The sequence below is a fragment of the Methylobacterium sp. BI1 genome (assembly GCF_056680125.1).
Genome location: NZ_CM155267.1, coordinates 3,085,503 through 3,102,638 on the forward strand (window position 1 = coordinate 3,085,503; position 17,136 = coordinate 3,102,638).

At 72.0% G+C, this 17,136-nt stretch carries 18 protein-coding genes; 11 read left to right on the forward strand and 7 right to left on the reverse strand.

Annotation, left to right across the window (positions count from 1 at the left end):
- The first annotated feature begins 30 nt into the window (after positions 1-30).
- On the forward strand, positions 31-1,242 hold the full coding sequence (gene sorA / locus AC1MGR_RS14520; protein WP_480232054.1) for a SorA family sulfite dehydrogenase catalytic subunit: 1,212 nt from the start codon (positions 31-33) through the stop codon (positions 1,240-1,242).
- Positions 1,243-1,253: 11 nt separating this feature from the next.
- Positions 1,254-1,607 carry a SorB family sulfite dehydrogenase c-type cytochrome subunit gene (gene sorB / locus AC1MGR_RS14525; RefSeq protein ID WP_480232055.1) on the forward strand — a complete coding sequence of 118 codons (354 nt, stop codon included), beginning with the start codon at positions 1,254-1,256 and terminating at the stop codon, positions 1,605-1,607.
- A 21-nt stretch (positions 1,608-1,628) separates the two neighbouring features.
- On the opposite strand, the gene AC1MGR_RS14530 is transcribed toward sorB, so the two are convergent.
- The gene (locus tag AC1MGR_RS14530; RefSeq protein ID WP_480232056.1) at positions 1,629-1,871 is read right to left on the reverse strand and encodes a hypothetical protein; all 243 of its coding nucleotides are present in this window, start codon (positions 1,869-1,871) and stop codon (positions 1,629-1,631) included.
- 134 nt (positions 1,872-2,005) lie between these two features.
- Between AC1MGR_RS14530 and AC1MGR_RS14535 the strand changes: the two genes are divergently transcribed.
- Complete coding sequence (locus AC1MGR_RS14535) at positions 2,006-3,091, forward strand: YeiH family protein (RefSeq protein WP_480232057.1); 1,086 nt, start codon at positions 2,006-2,008, stop codon at positions 3,089-3,091.
- A gap of 44 nt (positions 3,092-3,135) precedes the next feature.
- On the opposite strand, the gene AC1MGR_RS14540 is transcribed toward AC1MGR_RS14535, so the two are convergent.
- A complete protein-coding gene (locus AC1MGR_RS14540; protein WP_480232058.1) occupies positions 3,136-4,254 on the reverse strand; it encodes a 2'-deoxycytidine 5'-triphosphate deaminase in 1,119 nt (372 codons plus the stop codon).
- A 99-nt stretch (positions 4,255-4,353) separates the two neighbouring features.
- Complete coding sequence (locus tag AC1MGR_RS14545) at positions 4,354-4,773, reverse strand: hypothetical protein (RefSeq protein WP_480232059.1); 420 nt, start codon at positions 4,771-4,773, stop codon at positions 4,354-4,356.
- A 144-nt stretch (positions 4,774-4,917) separates the two neighbouring features.
- On the opposite strand from AC1MGR_RS14545, the gene apaG reads away from it, so the two are divergent.
- From apaG to speG, 3 genes are read left to right on the forward strand one after another with little or no spacing between them, the layout of a single operon-like run.
- The gene (gene apaG, locus AC1MGR_RS14550; protein ID WP_055950877.1) at positions 4,918-5,310 is read left to right on the forward strand and encodes a Co2+/Mg2+ efflux protein ApaG; all 393 of its coding nucleotides are present in this window, start codon (positions 4,918-4,920) and stop codon (positions 5,308-5,310) included.
- 4 nt (positions 5,311-5,314) lie between these two features.
- Entirely contained in the window at positions 5,315-6,487 is a 1,173-nt protein-coding gene (gene argE, locus AC1MGR_RS14555) for an acetylornithine deacetylase (RefSeq protein WP_480232060.1), read from the forward strand.
- Positions 6,484-7,068 (forward strand): spermidine N1-acetyltransferase, encoded by a 585-nt coding sequence (gene speG / locus AC1MGR_RS14560; RefSeq protein WP_108036046.1) that lies wholly within the window; start codon positions 6,484-6,486, stop codon positions 7,066-7,068. The genes argE and speG overlap by 4 nt, the downstream gene beginning before the upstream one ends.
- A 94-nt stretch (positions 7,069-7,162) precedes the next feature.
- Here the strand turns inward: speG and AC1MGR_RS14565 are convergent, their stop codons facing one another.
- From AC1MGR_RS14565 to AC1MGR_RS14580, 4 genes are all read right to left on the reverse strand, one after another.
- Entirely contained in the window at positions 7,163-8,467 is a 1,305-nt protein-coding gene (locus AC1MGR_RS14565; protein ID WP_480232061.1) for a hypothetical protein, read from the reverse strand.
- Positions 8,468-8,640: 173 nt separating this feature from the next.
- Complete coding sequence (locus tag AC1MGR_RS14570) at positions 8,641-9,660, reverse strand: Hsp33 family molecular chaperone (RefSeq protein WP_480232062.1); 1,020 nt, start codon at positions 9,658-9,660, stop codon at positions 8,641-8,643.
- A 272-nt stretch (positions 9,661-9,932) separates the two neighbouring features.
- Positions 9,933-10,886 carry an ornithine carbamoyltransferase gene (gene argF / locus AC1MGR_RS14575; protein WP_480232063.1) on the reverse strand — a complete coding sequence of 318 codons (954 nt, stop codon included), beginning with the start codon at positions 10,884-10,886 and terminating at the stop codon, positions 9,933-9,935.
- A gap of 139 nt (positions 10,887-11,025) precedes the next feature.
- Entirely contained in the window at positions 11,026-12,219 is a 1,194-nt protein-coding gene (locus tag AC1MGR_RS14580) for an aspartate aminotransferase family protein (protein WP_108036038.1), read from the reverse strand.
- A 284-nt stretch (positions 12,220-12,503) separates the two neighbouring features.
- On the opposite strand from AC1MGR_RS14580, the gene AC1MGR_RS14585 reads away from it, so the two are divergent.
- The 5 genes from AC1MGR_RS14585 (at position 12,504) to AC1MGR_RS14605 (ending at position 16,957) form a co-directional block, all read left to right on the forward strand.
- Positions 12,504-12,977: a RidA family protein gene (locus AC1MGR_RS14585; protein ID WP_108036036.1), complete on the forward strand. Its 474-nt coding sequence runs from the start codon at positions 12,504-12,506 to the stop codon at positions 12,975-12,977.
- On the forward strand, positions 12,974-13,726 hold the full coding sequence (locus tag AC1MGR_RS14590; protein ID WP_480232064.1) for a glycerophosphodiester phosphodiesterase family protein: 753 nt from the start codon (positions 12,974-12,976) through the stop codon (positions 13,724-13,726). The genes AC1MGR_RS14585 and AC1MGR_RS14590 overlap by 4 nt, the downstream gene beginning before the upstream one ends.
- A gap of 83 nt (positions 13,727-13,809) precedes the next feature.
- On the forward strand, positions 13,810-15,150 hold the full coding sequence (locus tag AC1MGR_RS14595; protein WP_480232065.1) for a GNAT family N-acetyltransferase: 1,341 nt from the start codon (positions 13,810-13,812) through the stop codon (positions 15,148-15,150).
- A gap of 61 nt (positions 15,151-15,211) precedes the next feature.
- Complete coding sequence (locus AC1MGR_RS14600; protein WP_108036032.1) at positions 15,212-16,372, forward strand: M20 aminoacylase family protein; 1,161 nt, start codon at positions 15,212-15,214, stop codon at positions 16,370-16,372.
- Positions 16,373-16,456: 84 nt separating this feature from the next.
- Positions 16,457-16,957, forward strand: coding sequence for a glutathione peroxidase (locus AC1MGR_RS14605; protein ID WP_108036364.1), 501 nt, complete (start codon positions 16,457-16,459; stop codon positions 16,955-16,957).
- Positions 16,958-17,136 lie beyond the last annotated feature (179 nt).

A 17,136-nucleotide genomic window follows, 5' to 3' on the forward strand; every position in this document is an offset into this window, starting at 1 on the left:
GACGCCAGCCACCGGACGGGAGAGACCGGGATGACCGAGACCGATCGCAGAACGCTCCTCCGGCGGGCCGGGGCCGGCCTGATCGCGGCCTCCGGCGCCGCCCTGGCGCCCTGGGCGGCCCGCGCCGAGAGCGTCACCCTCCCCTTCGGCAACGGCGAGCGCCCCCTGGTGGCCTATCCGGGCAAGCGCCCGCTCCTGCAGATGACGGCGCGGCCGCCGCAGCTCGAGACACCCTTTGCGGTGTTCGACGAGGGGGTGATCACGCCGAACGACGCCTTCTTCGTGCGCTACCACCTGGCCGACATCCCGACCGCCATCGACCCCGAGGCCTTCCGCCTGACGGTGTCGGGCCATGTGGACGGGCCGGTCGCCCTGTCGCTGGCAGAGCTGAAGGCGATGCCGGGCGCCGAGATCGTCGCGGTCAACCAGTGCTCGGGCAACTCCCGCGGCTTCGTCACGCCCCGCGTCGCGGGCGGGCAGCTCGCCAACGGCGCCATGGGCAATGCCCGCTGGACCGGCGTCCCCCTGAAGGCCGTGCTCGACCGGGCGGGGGTGAAGGCCGGGGCGGTGCAGGTCGTCTTCGAGGGCCTCGACGGCCCGGTCCTGCCCGAGACCCCGGACTTCGCCAAGGCCCTCGGCATCGACCATGCCCGCGACGGCGAGGTGATGCTGGCCTGGGCCATGAACGGCGAGGACCTGCCCTGGCTCAACGGCTATCCCCTACGCCTGGTGGTGCCGGGCTTCTACGGCACCTACTGGGTCAAGCATCTCAATGCCATCACGGTGACGGACAAGCCTTACGAGGGCTTCTGGATGCGCGCGGCCTACCGCATCCCGGACAATGCCTGCGCCTGCGTCGAGCCCGGCCAGACCCCCAAGGCCACCGTGCCGATCAACCGCTTCGCCATCCGCTCCTTCGTCACCAACCTCGCCGACGGGGCCGCGATCCCGGCCGGGCGGACGGCGTTGCGCGGCATCGCCTTCGACGGCGGCTCGGGCATCCGGGCCGTGGCGGTCTCCACCGATGACGGGCGGAGCTGGACCGAGGCCAGCCTCGGTCCCGATCTCGGGCGCTATGCGTTCCGGCCCTGGAGCCTGTCCGTCGACCTGCCCGCGGGGGCGCATGCTCTCCGGGTCCGGGCGACGGGCCATGACGGCGCCACCCAGCCGATGGAGTCGCGCTGGAATCCGCCGGGCTACATGCGCAACGGGGTCGAGACCGTACGGGTGCGGGCAGCATGAGGGGAAACAGGATGAACGTGCGTCTCCGCGCAGCGGCGCTGGCCGCCGCCGGCCTCGTGTCGGGAGCCGGTCTCCTGGCGGGATCGGTTTGGGCGAGCCGGCCGGCCGCCGCCGCGCCCCGGACCTACGCCCTGCCGGACCCGACCGCGCAACTGCGCCCGGCGCCCGGCCACGAGGCCGGCCTCGCGGCCGCCGAGGCCCAGTGCCAGAGCTGCCACTCGGTCGACTACATCGCGATGCAGCCGCCGGGCCAGGGCGCGGCCTTCTGGACCAGCGAGGTGACGAAGATGCGCAAGGTCTATCACGCCCCGGTCGACGAGGCCGACGGCAAGGCCATCGCCGACTACCTTGCGGCGGCGTATTAGGCACCGGACGGGGCTGGAGCCTTACAGGATGGCGGTGATGAAGGCGGCAACCTGCGCATGAGCGTTCGCGACCATCTGCGCCACCGGCTCGTCGGCCAGGTAGACGCGGCTCGCCGTCAGGGTCGCGGCGATCAGCCAGAAGCCGATCACGGCGACGTTGCGCGCCCGACGGTCGCCCGCGCTGGGCGCGCCCTGGCACGCGATCTCGACGGGCTCGCCGAAGGGATCGTAGGCCATCGCTGCGTGGTCGGACCGGTTGCTCATGGGGGTGAATGTCGCGCTTCGACCCTGCCCAATCAATGGATGGGTTTTGCGAAGTTTTTCGCCACCGGAGAGCATTGTTCTCGCCGCCGGCCCCGGGGCAGAATTTCCTTCCGATTGCCTCGCGGAAAGGCAGCATGAGCACCAAGAGCATCCCGACGGCTCCCGCCGGCGCGGGCAAGCCGGGGGTCGCCGGCGGTCGCATCGCCTCGCTGGTGCCCGGCCTCCTCGTCTGCCTCGCCGTCACGGCGGCGGCCCTGGTCGTGCAGGCCCTGGAGGAGCGCGCCACCGGCCACCCCTACGTCGAGGCCCTGGTCATCGCGATCCTGCTGGGGATCGCGCTGCGCACCATGTGGAGCCCGGGCGAGCGCTTCCGAGCCGGGATCGCCTTCTCGGCCAAGCAGGTACTGGAGCTCGCCGTCACCCTGCTCGGCGCCTCGATCAGCCTGGGCGCCATCGTCGCCTCCGGCACGAGCCTCCTCGTCGGCATCGTCGCCACGGTGGTGCTGGCGATCGTGGCCAGCTACGCCATCTGCCGGGTGCTCGGCCTGCCGCCCCGCATGGCGATCCTGGTGGCCTGCGGCAACGCCATCTGCGGCAACTCCGCCATCGCCGCGGTGGCGCCGGTGATCGGGGCCGACAGCAAGGACGTGGTCGCCGCCATTGCCTTCACGGCGGTGCTCGGCGTGCTGATGGTGCTGGGCCTGCCCCTGTTCATCCCCCTCGCCGGCCTGTCCGAGCACCAGTACGGCACCCTGGCGGGCCTCACGGTCTACGCCGTGCCGCAGGTGCTCGCCGCCACGGTGCCGGTGGGCATCCTGGCGACCCAGGTCGGCACCCTGGTCAAGCTCGTGCGCGTCCTGATGCTCGGGCCCGTGGTGGTGGCCTTCTCGTTCATTGCGCCGCACCTGCCGGCGGAGGGCGCCTCGGCCAAGGGCCGGCCCGGGCGCCTCGGCTTCTTCAGGATCGTGCCCTGGTTCATCCTCGGGTTCCTGGCGCTGGCGACCCTGCGCTCGGTCGGCCTCGTCCCGGACGCCGCCTCCCAGCCGGTGACGCGCCTCGCGGGCCTCCTCACCGTGGTGTCGATGGCGGCCCTCGGCCTCGGCGTGGACGTGCGGGTCCTGGCCCGGGTCGGCGGCCGGGTCACCCTGGCGGTGACCGGCTCGCTCGTCGTCCTCCTGATCGTCAGCCTGTCGCTGATCTGGGCCCTCGGGATCGCCTGAGCGCTGCCCCCGCCCCGTCAGGGGGAACGGTTCCCTCGGGCCGATCAGACGAAATGCTTGGAGAGCTTCAGCCCCTGGGCCTGGTAGTTCGAGCCGGCGCCCGTGCCGTAGAGCGTGGCGGGGCGCTCGGCCATGCGCTCGTAGACGAGGCGGCCGACGATCTGGCCGTCCTCCAGCAGGAACGGCACGTCGCGCGAGCGCACCTCGAGGACTGCGCGGGCCCCCGCCCCGCCGGCGGCGGCGAAGCCGAAGCCGGGATCGAAGAATCCGGCGTAGTGAACCCGGAACTCGCCCACCAGGGGGTCGAACGGCACCATCTCGGCGGCGAAGTCCGGCGGCACCTGCACCGCCTCCTTCGAGGCCAGGATGTAGAACTGGCCGGGATCGAGGATCAGGGCCCGGGACGGGTCGGCGTGCAGGGGCTCCCAGAAATCCGCCGCCCGGTGGGCGCCCGGGGCGTCGACGTCGACGAGGCCGGTATGGCGCCGGGCGCGGTAGCCGATGAGGCCGGAGAAGCCCGCGAGGTCGATGGAGACGCCGATGCCGCCCTGGAAGGTCGGGTTCGGGGCGTCGACGAGGGGCGAGGCCGCGTGCAGGGCCGCGAGCTCGGCGTCGCTGAGGCGGGGCTCGCCGCGCCGGAACCGGATCTGCGACAGGCGCGAGCCGGTGCGGACCTTCACCGGAAAGGTGCGGGGCGAGATCTCGGCGTAGAGCGGGCCGTGATAGCCGGCCTCGACCTGGTCGAAGGCGGCGCCCCGGTCGGTGATGACGCGGGTGAAGACGTCGATGCGGCCGGTGGAGCTCTTCGGATTGGCGCTGGCGGCGAGGTCCCCCGGCAGGGCGAGATGCTCCTGCAGCTCGGCGATGTAGACGCAGCCCGTCTCCAGAACCGCCCCTTGGCGCAGGTCCATCTCGTGCAGCGCGAAGGCCGCGATGCAGGCCGAGACCGTGCGGGTGCCGGGCAGGAAGCTGGTGCGCACGCGGAACACCCGGGCGCCGAGGCGCAGGTCGAGGCTCGCGGGCTGGATCTGGTCGGCCGCGTAGGGCGTCTCGGGCCGGATCGCGCCGGCGCGCGTCAGCGCCGCGATTCCGGCCGCGGCCCAAATCCCGTGCGGGTGGCTTTCGGCCCCGTCCCGAATCCCGGCCAGAATCCCGTCTTGCATCCGCTCGCACCACCCGCTGGTCCATCGGACACCACCCCGGCGGCCGGGGCGGGAACGCCGCATCCTGCACGAAATGCGGCCGGATCGCCTAAGGTCCGGTTAAGCCTCCGGATCCCGGTCGATCCGCAGAACGATCCAGGCGAGGGCGAGGCGCGCGATGGCCCCCATGGCGATCAGCCCCGCCAGGGCGCTGGCGAGGATCGGGAATCCGGCGGGCCAGACCGCCAGGGCGACGGCGAACAGGACCGCGCCGAGGCCGGCGGCCGGTCCGAAGGCCAGCACCACGGAGGGCAGGCCGGCGATCCGCGGCGCCCCGCCCCCGCGGCGGGCGAGCCAGGCCCCCGCCCCCTGCGCCAGCCGGTCGAGGGCCAGCGCCACGGCCAGCGCCAGGGCGGCCCAGCCGTTGCGCTCGGGCGCCGCCCAGGCGAAGGCGGCGGTCAGGCCCGCGAGGGCGAGGCTGGCGAGGAGGGCCCGGCCGGCGGACCGGACGGACAGGGGCGAAACGGTCTCCTCGACCACGGGACACGGACCTCGATCTTGCGCGGGCACCCCCGCATTCGCCACGATTGACGCGGTTTTGCGAGGGCCGTACCACGGCGCCCTGTGCTTGTCGCGAACGCAGCGCGCTCGGGGTTCAGGTCCGGCCAGGGAGGCATGACGGGGATGTACAAGGCTCAGACGCGCGGAATCAGCGTGACCGTGATGCCACGCTTCGTCGAGGAAGAATCGTCGCCGGCCGAGAGCCGCTACTTCTTCGCCTACACGGTCGAGATCGTGAACAACGGCCCCGAGCAGGTGCAGCTGCGCTCCCGCCACTGGCGCATCGTCGACGGGCGCGGCGAGACCCAGGAGGTCCGCGGCGCCGGCGTCGTCGGCAAGCAGCCGGTGCTCGAGCCGGGCGAATCGTTCAGCTACACCAGCGGCTGCCCGCTCACCACGCCCGACGGCCTGATGGCCGGCAGCTACACCATGGCGACCCATGGCGGCGAGAGCTTCGAGGCGGAGATCCCGGCCTTCTCGCTCGATTCGCCCCACGTCCGCCGCAGCGTGCACTAGGGCCATGTCCGCCGAAGGCCCGCGCCCGGAGACCTTGGACTGGCTGGCGCGGCTCGTGGCCTTCGACACCGAGAGTTCGAAATCGAACCTCGCCCTCATCGACAGCGTGGCGGCCGCCCTCGACGCCCTCGGCGTGCCCTTCGTGCGCGTGCCCAACGCCACCGGCGACAAGGCGGCCCTGTTCGCCACCATCGGGCCGATGGTCGACGGCGGCATCGTGCTCTCGGGCCATACCGACGTGGTGCCGGTGACGGGCCAGGCCTGGAGCGCCGACCCCTTCACCCTGCGGGTGGCGGACGGACGCGCCTACGGGCGCGGCGCCGTCGACATGAAGGGCTTCTGCGCCCTGGCCCTCGCGGCGATCCCGCGCTTCCAGGCCGCCGACCTCAAGCGTCCGATCCACATCCTCCTGTCCTACGACGAGGAGACCACCTGCCTGGGCGTGACCGACACCATCGCGCGCTTCGGGGCCGACCTGCCGCGCCCGGCCGCGGTGATCGTCGGCGAGCCCACCGACCTCGAGGTGGCCGACGCGCACAAGAGCATCGTCACCTACCTCACCACCGTGCACGGGCACGAGGCGCACTCGGCCAAGCCGATGCTCGGGGCCAACGCCGTGATGGCGGCGGCCGACCTCGTCTCCGAACTGAACCGGATCGCCGACGCGATGATCGCCAGGGGCGACGCCTCGGGCCGCTTCGACCCGCCCGCCACGACCGTGCATGTCGGCACCATCGCGGGCGGCACGGCCCGCAACATCCTGCCCAAGGTCTGCACCTTCCACTGGGAGTTCCGCGGCCTGCCCGACCTCGACATGGGCGAGATCCCGGCCCTGTTCGAGGCCAAGGTGCGCACCGTGCTGCGCGACCGGCTCAACCGCTACGGCGATTACGGGCGGATCGAGACCCTGGAGGAGGTCTCGGTGCCGGGCCTCGCCCCCGAGCCCGGCTCGGCCGCCGAGCGGCTGGCCCTCCGGGTGGCGGAGCGCAACCACACGATCTCGGTGCCCTACGCCACGGAGGCCGGACGCTTCCAGGTCGCCGGCATCCCCACCGTGGTCTGCGGCCCCGGCTCCATCGACCAGGCGCACCAGCCGGACGAGTACATCACCCTCGCGGCGCTCAGGGCCGGCGAGGCCTTCATGGACCGCCTCGCGGCGGCCTGCGTGACGCCATGACCGCCTTCGTGCCCCGCACCATCGCGGCGGACGGGCCGGTGAAGCTGCGCCCGCTGGAGCGCGAGGACCTGATGTTCGTGCATCAGCTCAACAACAACGACAGCATCATGCGCTACTGGTTCGAGGAGGCCTACGAGTCCTTCGCCGAACTGGCGCAGCTCTACGAGCGCAACATCCACAACCAGACCGAGCGGCGCTTCATCATCGCCAATTCGGAGGGGGCGCCCGCCGGCCTCGTCGAGCTCGTGGAGATCAACCACCTGCACCGGCGCTGCGAATTCCAGATCGCGATCCACCCGGCCTTCCAGGGCCAGGGCTACGCCCCGCGGGCCACGCGCATCGCCATGGACTACGCCTTCAGCGTCCTCAACATCCACAAGCTCTACCTGCACGTGGACAAAGACAACGCCCGAGCGGTGCGGATCTACGAGCGCTGCGGCTTCGAGCCCGAAGGCATCCTGAAAGACGAGTTCTTCGTCAACGGCAAGTACCGCGACGCGGTGCGGATGTGCCTGTTCCAGCCCGCCTACCTCGCCCGCCGGGGCGGCGGCGAGATCGCCGATCCGGTCCTGAAGGCCTGAGCGCGACGCGCGGCGCCGGGCCTCCGCGAGGAGACCCGGCGCCGGTTTCGATCAGGCGATCGGCGTGACGATCGGGTTCGTGACTTGCTGGCGGTCAGTTGCGGCCCGCGCCGCCCTGCCCGCCGGCGCGCTCGCCACCGCCCGTGTTTCCGCCACCCATGCTGCCGGCCTTGCCGCCCTGCGCGCCGGCATTCATGCCGCGCTCGGAACCGCCGGTCCGGCTGCCGGTGTTCATCGTGCCGCGCTCGGCGCCGCCCGAGCGGTCGGCCGCGTTGCGGATGCCAGAGCCCTCGGTCCCGCGGTCGCGGTTCGTGTCACGCTCGGCCGAGGCGCCGTTGCGGCCGCCCTGCTGGCGGGTGTCGGCGTTGCGGATGCCGTCGCGCGACGGGCTCTCGGTCGAGCGGACGTTGCGCGTGTCCCGCCGCTCCTCGGTGCGGGACGAGACCGCCTTGCCGCGGAAGCCGCGCTCCTCGAAGCGGGCGCCGACGGTGCCGCCCCGGCGCTCGGTCACCGTCAGGCGCCGGTACTCGGGCGAGCCGTAGACCACGCGCTGGCCGCGCACCACCACGTAGCGGATGCCGGGACGGCGGGTGGTCGTCTCCTCGACGCGCACGAGGCGGCGATACTGGGGCGAGCCGTAGAGGACGCGCTGGCCCCGGATGGTGACGTAGCGCCGGCGCGAGCGCTCGACCACGCGGTCGCCGCCGCGATGCTCGATGGTGACGAGGCGCCGGTATTCCGGCGAGCCGTAGACCACGCGCTGGCCGCCGATGAAGACGAAGCGGCCCGAGCGGCGTCCGCCCTCGAAGCGCTCGCTGCGCGATTCGCTGCGGGTGTTCACCGAGACGCGGTCGCGCTGCTCGCGGCCGCCGACACGATCTTCTCGGGACGCGGAATCCTGGCGGGACGAGGTCCGGGTCGCCCGGTCGCCGCGCGCGCCGTCGCGGTCGCCCCGGTCCGCGCTGCGGGACTGCGAATCCTTGTTCTGTGAATCCCGGCCCCGGGAGGCTTGGCTCTGGGAGGCTTGGCTCTGGGAGGCTTGGCTCTGGGAGGCTTGGCTCTGGGAGGCTTGGCCCTGGGAGGCTTGGCCCTGGGACTCTCGGGCCGCCGTGTCGCCGCGGCCGCCGCTCTCCATGCGGCCGCCCTCGCGGCGTCCGCCGGCCTCGGCCCGTCCGCCCATCTCGCTGCGGGTGCCACCTGAAGCGCCCTCGGCGCCGCCCTGGCTGCGGGCCGCGGCCCCACCACGGCCGCCGGCCTCGCTGCCGCCGGCGGTGCCGGCCTGACCCGCGCCCTGGGCGTAGGCTGACGTCGTCATCAGCAGTGCCGTCAGACCGACGACGATATTCTTGCTGACCAGATTCTTGCTGACCAGATTTTTGCCGAGCACGAATTTCTTCATCGACGTTCCTCCTGAGCTCTTGTTGAGCACTCTTGAGAAACCCCAAACGTCGAAACCTCAGAAACGGTTCAAATACAAATCCCGGCTGTGGATGCGAGCACTTGCAGCGTCTTGTCTTCGACAACGGTCAAGCTTGACGATGCTGCCACGACACCTGTCGCGGCAGCTTTGGATCAGTTGTCCGACTGGGCCGCGACTTCGGCTTCCACCGCCGCCGGGTCGAGGTCGTAGCGCCGCGAGCAGAACTCGCAGGTGATGCCGATGCGGCCGTCATCGGCGATCATGTCCCGGCGCTCCTGGGGCGAGAACGAGGTGATCATGCCCATCACCCGCTCGGGCGAGCAGCGGCACTGCTCGCGCACGGCTTGCGCCTCGAACACCCGCACGCCGCGCTCGTGGAACAGGCGGTAGAGCAGGCGCTCGGCCGAGACCTCCGGGTCGACGAGCTCGTGGTCCTCGATGGTGGAGACGAGGCTGCGCGCCTCGACCCAGGCATCGTCCTCGGGCACGCCGTTCGCGTCGAGGTGGGCGTGGCCCTCGGGGATGTCGCCCGGGGGCAGGTCGGCGAGGCGGGCCCGGTCGATGGATTGCGGCAGGAACTGCACCAGAAGGCCGCCGGCCCGGTAGGTGCGGGCGCCGCCGGCATATTGCTCGGCCACCGCGAGGCGGACCTGGGTCGGGATCTGCTCGGACTGGCGGAAATACTGGTGCGCCGCTTCCTCCAGGCTCTGGCCCTCCAGGGCGACGACGCCCTGGTAGCGGCTGCTGGTGGGACCCTGGTCGATGGTCATGGCCAGGTGCCCCTGCCCGATCAGGTCCTGGTCCCGGAGCGGGCCGGTGCCGAGGGCCTCCACCCGCGCGATGTCGAAGCGCGCGGTGGCGCGCAGGCGGTCGGGCGCCTCGAAGTCGACCACGATCATCTCCACCGGGCCGTCGGTCTTGGTCTGGAGCTGGAAGCGGCCTTCGAACTTCAGGGACGAGCCGAGGAGCACGGTGAGCGCCGCCGCCTCGCCGAGGAGGCGGGCCACCGCGTCGGGATAGCCGTGCCGGCGCAGGATGGTGTCGACGGACGGGCCGAGGCGGACCACGCGGCCGCGTACGTCGAGGGCTTCGACGGCGAAGGGCAGCACCACGTCGTCGTCGCCCTCGATGAGGAGCGGCGGGACGGATCCGGCGGTCGTTCCAGCAGGCATTCCAGAAGTCATGGCAGCTCCGATCGGGCTCGACGAACGCGAGGGCTGGGCCACGGACCACGCGACCCTTCGGGGGCAGGGTCATGAGATCGCCGAACGGTGTCGGCGGCGCACCGGTCGGAACGGCCGCGCTCGTCGCGCGGCCGCGCCCAACCCTCAGGGAAGGATGGTCCCTATATAGGCGTCCGGGCCCGGCGGCGCGACGGGGCCGGGATGCGGCCCGTGCACGGGTGGTCCCGCACCGGGCCGTTTCCCCGGGGCGGTCCCGGCCGTCAGAGGCCGTGGGCCTGCAAGCACCAGGCGAGGATGCCCTTCTGGGCGTGGAGGCGGTTCTCGGCCTCGTCGAAGATCACCGATTGCGGCCCGTCGATCACCTCGGCGGTGACCTCCTCGCCGCGATGGGCCGGCAGGCAGTGCATGAAGATCGCGTCCTTGGCCGCGGCCGCCATCAGTCGGGCGTCGACCCGGTAGGGCACCAGCAGGTTGTGCCGGTGCTGGTCGTCCTCGTCGCCCATGGAGACCCAGCAATCGGTGACCACCGCATCCGCTCCGTCCACCGCCTCGTAGGCGTCGGTGGTGACGTTGATGGCGGCGCCCTGCGCCTTCGCCCAGTCAAGGAGCGGCTGGGGCGTCGACAGCTCCGGCGGAGCCGCGATGTTGAGGGTGAAGTCGAAGCGCGCGGCGGCGTGCACCCAGGAGGCGAGCACGTTGTTGGCATCCCCCGACCAGGCCACGGTGCGGCCCTGGATCGGCCCGCGATGCTCCTCGAAGGTCAGGAGGTCGGCCATGATCTGGCACGGGTGCGAGACCTTGGTCAGGGCGTTGATCACCGGCACGGTGGCGTACTCGGCCAGCTCCAGCATCAGGCCGTGGTCCAGGATGCGGATCATGATCGCGTCGACGTAGCGCGAGAGCACCCGGGCGGTGTCGCTCACGGTCTCGCCCCGGCCGAGCTGCATCTCGCTGCCGGTCAGCATCAGGGTCTCGCCGCCGAGCTCGCGCATGCCGACGTCGAACGAAACCCGGGTCCGGGTCGAGGGCCGGTCGAACACCATCGCCAGGGTCTTGCCGATGAGGGGGCGGTCCTCGGCCAGCGTGCCCTTGCGGCGGCGCGCCTTGATGCGGGCGGCGGCGTCCAGCACCGTGCGCAGCTGCTCGGCCGAGAAATCCTTGAGGTCGAGGAAGTGGCGGGTTCCGTGGCCGGTCCCGTTCAGTGTCGTGGTCATCGGTCCGTTCTTCGTGTGCGTGGTCCCGGTCTGGGCAAATCCGGTCAGGGCCGTTTCGGTCGGGGCGGGTCCGGCGTTGCGGCCGGGATGGGCGGCGGTCCGGCGCGTCCCATGTCTGGCGGTGACTCGCGTCTCGCGGTTACTCGGCGGCACCGCGCAGGCGCGTCCCGAGCCGGCCGGCCGCCGTGTCGAGGCGGGTGACCGCCTCCGCCACGTCGGCCTCGGTGATGATGAGCGGCGGCAGCAGGCGCACCACGTTGTCGCCCGCCGGGATCACCAGCAGGTGGGCGTCGCGGGCGGCGGCGGCGAACTCGGTGTTCAGCACGTGGAGCTTGAGGCCGAGCATCAGGCCCTCGCCGCGGATGTCCGCGATGACGGCCGGGTGCCGGTCCTGCAGGGCGGCGAGGCGCTGCTTCAGGATGATGCCCATGCGCTGGACATGATCGAGGAAGCCGTCGGCCAGCACCACGTCGAGGACGGCGTTGCCCACCGCCATGGCCAGCGGGTTGCCGCCGAAGGTGGTGCCGTGGCTGCCCGCGGTCATGCCGCGCGCGGCGTTCGCGGTCGCGAGGCAGACGCCGAGGGGGAAGCCGCCGCCGATGCCCTTGGCCGCGCTCATGATATCAGGGGCCGCCCCCGACCACTCGTGCGCGAACAGCTTGCCCGTGCGCCCGACCCCGGTCTGGACCTCGTCCATGATCAGCAGGATGCCGTGCGCGTCGCAGAGCTCGCGCAGGCCGCGCAGGCATTGCGGCGGCACCGGGCGCACGCCGCCCTCCCCCTGGATCGGCTCGATCAGGATCGCGGCCGTCTCCGGGCCGATGGCGGCGCGCAGGGCTTCGTGGTCGCCGAAGGGCACCTGGTCGAAGCCGTCGACCTTCGGGCCGAAGCCCTCGATGTACTTCTGCTGGCCGCCGGCCGCGATCGTGGCCAGGGTCCGGCCGTGGAAGGCGCCCTCGACGGTGATGATCCGGAAGCGCTCCGGATGACCGTCGGCAGCGTGGTACTTGCGCGCCATCTTGATGGCGGCCTCGTTGGCCTCGGCGCCCGAATTGGCGAAGAAGGCCACGTCCGCGAAGGTCGCGTCCACGAGGCGCCGGCCCAGCCGCTCGCCCTCCGGGATCTCGAACAGGTTCGAGGTGTGCCAGAGCTTCTGCGCCTGCGCGGTCAGGGCCTGCACGAGGTGCGGATGGGCGTGGCCGAGCGCGTTCACCGCGATGCCGGCGCCGAAGTCGAGGTATCGCTCGCCGCTGCGCGCCTCGAGCCATGCGCCCTCGCCGCGTTCGAAGGCGATGGGAGCCCGGGCATAGGTCGGCAGAAGGGCGGATGTCACGATCCCGTCTTCCCGTGTGTCTCGCGGGCACGCGAGGAACGCGACCGCACCAAATGAAAGTGCCGCCTCGGATGGGGCGGCACGCGCGCGATTACTAGAGAAATGCCCAATTCTGTCAACGACAGACCGGGTTCACAGACCTGACATGCCTGCCAATTAGGCTGTTGCGCGCGCGATGCGCGGCCCGCCTTCCGTCGTGCCTTGCGCCTACGACGTGGAAGTGCTCAGAGCCGCGTCACGCCGGCCGGACCCCCCGCCGCCGCCCAGCAGAGGAACGACGCAGCATGAGCACTGTCACGGAACGCCTGGAGGCCCTCGGCCTGACCCTGCCCAAGGCCGCGGCCCCCGTCGCGAACTACGTGCCCTTCGTGCGCAGCGGCAACCTCGTGGTGATTTCCGGACAGATCTGCTTCGGGGCCGACGGCCGAATCGCCGACGCGCACAAGGGCAAGCTCGGGGCCGAGGTCTCGGCCGAGGACGGCGTCGCCGCCGCTCGGCTCTGCGCCCTCAACGTGCTGGCTCAGCTCCAGGCGGCGGTGGGCGACCTCGACCACGGCGTCGTGCAGTGCATCCGCCTCGGCGGCTTCATCAACGCGGTCCCGACCTTCGCGGGGCTGGCCGGCATCATGAACGGCGCCTCCGACCTCATGGTGGAGATCCTGGGCGACCGCGGCCGCCACGCCCGCTCCACCGTCGGCGTCGCGGAGCTGCCCCTCGACGCGGCCGTCGAGGTCGAGGCGATGTTCGAGGTCAAATGAGCCCGAACGCCCCCGACTGGCTCACTGCGCAGCCCATCGCCCATCGCGGCCTGCACGACCGGGCGGGCGGTGTGCCGGAGAACACCCTCGCAGCCGCGGAGGCGGCGATTCGGGGCGGCTACGCCATCGAGTGCGACGTGCAGCGCAGCGCCGACGGCGAGGCGATGGTGTTCCACGACGAGACCCTGGGCCGCTTGACCACGGCGACGGAGGCGGTCGGCGCGCGTCCGGCCGCCGCCCTCGCGGCCCTGGCGGTGGCGGGCAGCGCCGAGCGCATCCCGACCCTGCCGGACTTCCTCGCCCGGATCGGCGGGCGCACGCCCCTCGTGATCGAGGTGAAGTCGCGCCACACCGGCGACCTGCGGCTCGCCGAGCGCGTGGCCGCCCTCGCGGTCGCCTATGACGGCCCGGTGGCGCTGAAGTCCTTCGATCCGGACATCGTCGCCGCCCTGCGGACGCTGGCGCCCGGGCTCCCGCGCGGCATCGTGGCCGAGACGCGCCAGGACGATCCGGCCTACGCCAAGCTGGCCCCGAGCCGGCGGCGGGCCCTTTCCGACCTGCTGCACTTCGACGAGACCCGGCCGGACTTCCTGTCCTGGCGGGTGGACGACCTGCCCTGCGCGCCCACCGTTCTGTGCCGGATCCTCGGGCAGCGCCCGGTGATGACCTGGACCGTGCGCAACCCGGACCAGCGCCGCCACGCCGAGGCCCATGCCGACCAGATGGTGTTCGAGGGGTTCCGCCCGTAGGGCCCCGGTCGCTCCCCCTGCGACGGTGCGGGGCGCCGGGCCGCCCTTGGCCCGCCGGGCCCCGGGGACTAGATTGCCCGGCGATGACGAACCCCGGCGAGACACATCGATCCGGCGACGAAGCCGTGTCCGGCCCGGAACTCGGATCCGGCGACGCATCCGGCTCTCCGGCCGAGACCGTGACGGAACTGCAGGTCCGGGCGGTGCCGGGTCTCTCTGGGATCGACGCGGCCGAGTGGGATGCCTGCGCAACCTCGGCCGAGACCCTCTCGGGGGGCGACGAGACACACAATCCCTTCACCTCGCACGCCTTCCTGTCCTCGCTGGAGGATTCGGGCTGCGTCTCGCGCAAGACCGGCTGGCTGCCCCTGCACGTGGCGGTGGAGCGCGCGGGGCGCCTGGTGGGCGTGGCCCCCTGCTATCTGAAGTCCCACAGCCAGGGCGAGTACGTCTTCGACCACGGCTGGGCCGACGCCTACGAGCGCGCGGGCGGCAGCTACTACCCGAAGCTCCAGGTCAGCGTGCCCTTCACCCCCGTCACCGGCCCGCGCTTCCTCATCGCCCCGGGGCAGGACGTCAACGAGGCGGCCTCCGCGATCGTCGCCGGCCTGCGCGCTCTGCGAGCCGAGACCAAGGCCTCCTCGATCCACGTCACCTTCATGCAGGAGCGCGAATGGGCCCAGGCCGGGGCTCTGGGCTTCCTCCAGCGCGTCGACCAGCAGTTCCACTGGGACAATGCCGACTACGCCACCTTCGAGGATTTCCTCGGGGCCCTGGCGTCCCGCAAGCGCAAGGCGATCCGGCGCGAGCGCCGCGACGCCCTGGCGCCGGGCCTGACCATCGAGCACGTCACCGGCGCCGACCTGACCCCCGCCCACTGGGACGCCTTCTACGAATTCTACGCCGATACCGGCGCGCGCAAGTGGGGCCGCCCCTACCTAAACCGCAAATTCTTCGGGCTCCTAGGCGAGCGCATGCCCGAGCGGGTCCTGCTGGTGATGGCCAAGCGCGCGGGCCGCTACGTGGCCGGCGCCATCAACCTCATCGGGGACGTGGCCCTCTACGGCCGCAACTGGGGCTGCGTCGAGGACCACCCGTTCCTGCATTTCGAGGTCTGCTACTATCAGGCCATCGACTTCGCCATCGCCCGCGGGTTGAAGCGCGTCGAGGCGGGCGCGCAGGGTGAGCACAAGCTCGCCCGGGGCTACCGCCCGGTCCTCATGCACTCGGCCCACGACATCGCCGACCCGGCCCTGCGTCGGGCGGTGGCCGATTACCTGAGGCGCGAGCGCGAACACGTGCTGGAGGCCGCAGAAGTCTTGGACACGCTGACGCCCTTCCGGCGCGAATCCTTGTCCGAAGCCTCCGCGGAACCGGCATCCGACTTGCCTGGGGCCGCGCCGGAGGCGAATCCTTCCGGTTGAGGACGCCCCTCCGACCCAGCCCAGCCCGCCCCCGAGTGGCGCGAGAGCCCAAGGACGATCCGTGAGCCCCATCGACCGCATCAAGACCTTCGCCGACGACCTCGTGGCGATCCGGCGCGACTTCCACGCCCATCCCGAGCTCGGCTTCGAGGAGGTCCGCACCTCCGGCATCGTCGCCGCGGAACTGGCCCGCTACGGCATCGCCGTCCATCGCGGCATCGGCGGCACCGGGGTGGTGGGCGTGCTCCAGGGCCGCAGCGGCTCCGGCCGCCGCATCGGCCTGCGCGCCGACATGGACGCCCTGCCGATCGAGGAGGAGACCAACCTGCCCTACCGCTCCACGGTGCCGGGCAAGATGCACGCCTGCGGCCATGACGGCCACACCACGATGCTGCTGGGCGCCGCGCGCTACCTCGCCGAGACCCGGGACTTCGACGGCACCGCCCTGTTCGTGTTCCAGCCGGCCGAGGAGGGCCAGGGCGGTGCCCGCGCGATGATCGCCGACGGCCTGTTCGACAAATTCCCCTGCGACGAGATCTACGCGATCCACAACCAGCCCAACGGCCCGCACGGCAAGATCAAGCTGCGCCCCGGCCCGGCCATGGCGGCGGCGGACTTCTTCGACATCCGCATCACCGGGCGCGGCGCCCACGCGGCCCAGCCGCAGCAGGGCATCGACCCCATCGTAGTCGGCTCCACCCTGGTCCAGGCCCTGCAGTCGATCGTCTCGCGCAACGCCGATCCGCTCAAGAGCGCGGTCCTATCGGTGACGCAGTTCCACGCGGGCGCGGCCTACAACGTCATCCCGGAGGGCGCCCACATCACCGGCACGGTGCGGACCTTCGACGCGGACCTGCGCACCCTCGTCACCACCCGCATCCGCGAGATCGCCGCCGGCTTGGCGACCGCCTACGGGGCGACGATCGACGTCGACATCCGCGACGTGTTCTCGGTGCTGATGAACAGCCCGGAACACGCCGCCGCCGCCGCCGCCGTCGCCCGCGAGCTGTTCGGCCCCGAGGGCGTCGACGACCAGTCGAAGCCCCGCATGGGCAGCGAGGACTTCGCCGACATGGTCGCGCGGGTGCCCGGCGCCTATGCGTGGATCGGCTCGACCCCCGGTCCCGGCCTGCACAATGCGAGCTTCGACTTCGACGACAGCATCATTCCCCTCGGCTCGGCCTTCCTCGCCCGCCTCGTGGAGCGGCGAACCGCCGCCTGACGGGCGGCCACGGGGCATTGCGAACCGGGGCGGCGGGGCCTTAGGAAAGGCGCCCGCCTCCCGCACGCCGCACGGTCGATGTCCATGAACAGCCTGCACGACCTGATCCCGAGGGCGGCCGACGGGTCGCCCTACCCCCTGGCCCAGCACCGCGGGCAGGTGATCCTGATCGTCAACACCGCCTCGAAATGCGGGTTCACGCCGCAATATGCCGGGCTCGAGACCCTGGCGCAGAAGCACCGGGCTGAGGGCCTCGTGGTGCTCGGTTTTCCCTGCAACCAGTTCGGCGCGCAGGAGCCGGGCGATGCCGCCGAGATCGCCGCCTTCTGCAACCTGACCTACGACGTCAGCTTCCCGGTCCTCGCCAAGGTCGCGGTGAACGGACCGGGGGCCGATCCGGTCTTCGCGCACCTCACCCAGGCGAAGCCCGGCCTCCTCGGCAGCCGTGCCATCAAGTGGAACTTCACCAAGTTCCTAGTCGGACGCGACGGCCGGGTGATCGCCCGCTACGCGCCCTCCACCAAGCCGGAGGCCCTGGAGGCCGACATCGCGGCCGCCCTGGCGGAGCCCGCGCCCGCCGCCTGAGGGGGGACCCATGCCTCTGCGGAGGTTGCGCGTCGCCCCCGCCACCGCCATCCCCAGCCGCGGGGACGCGATCGGCAGCCAAGGTTAGGAAAGTCCTGTCCCGATCCGACAGGGGCCGGAACCGCTTGACCGGACAGGGGGCGCGCCGGGACGTCCATCCGCCCGGCGTGATTCGGCGG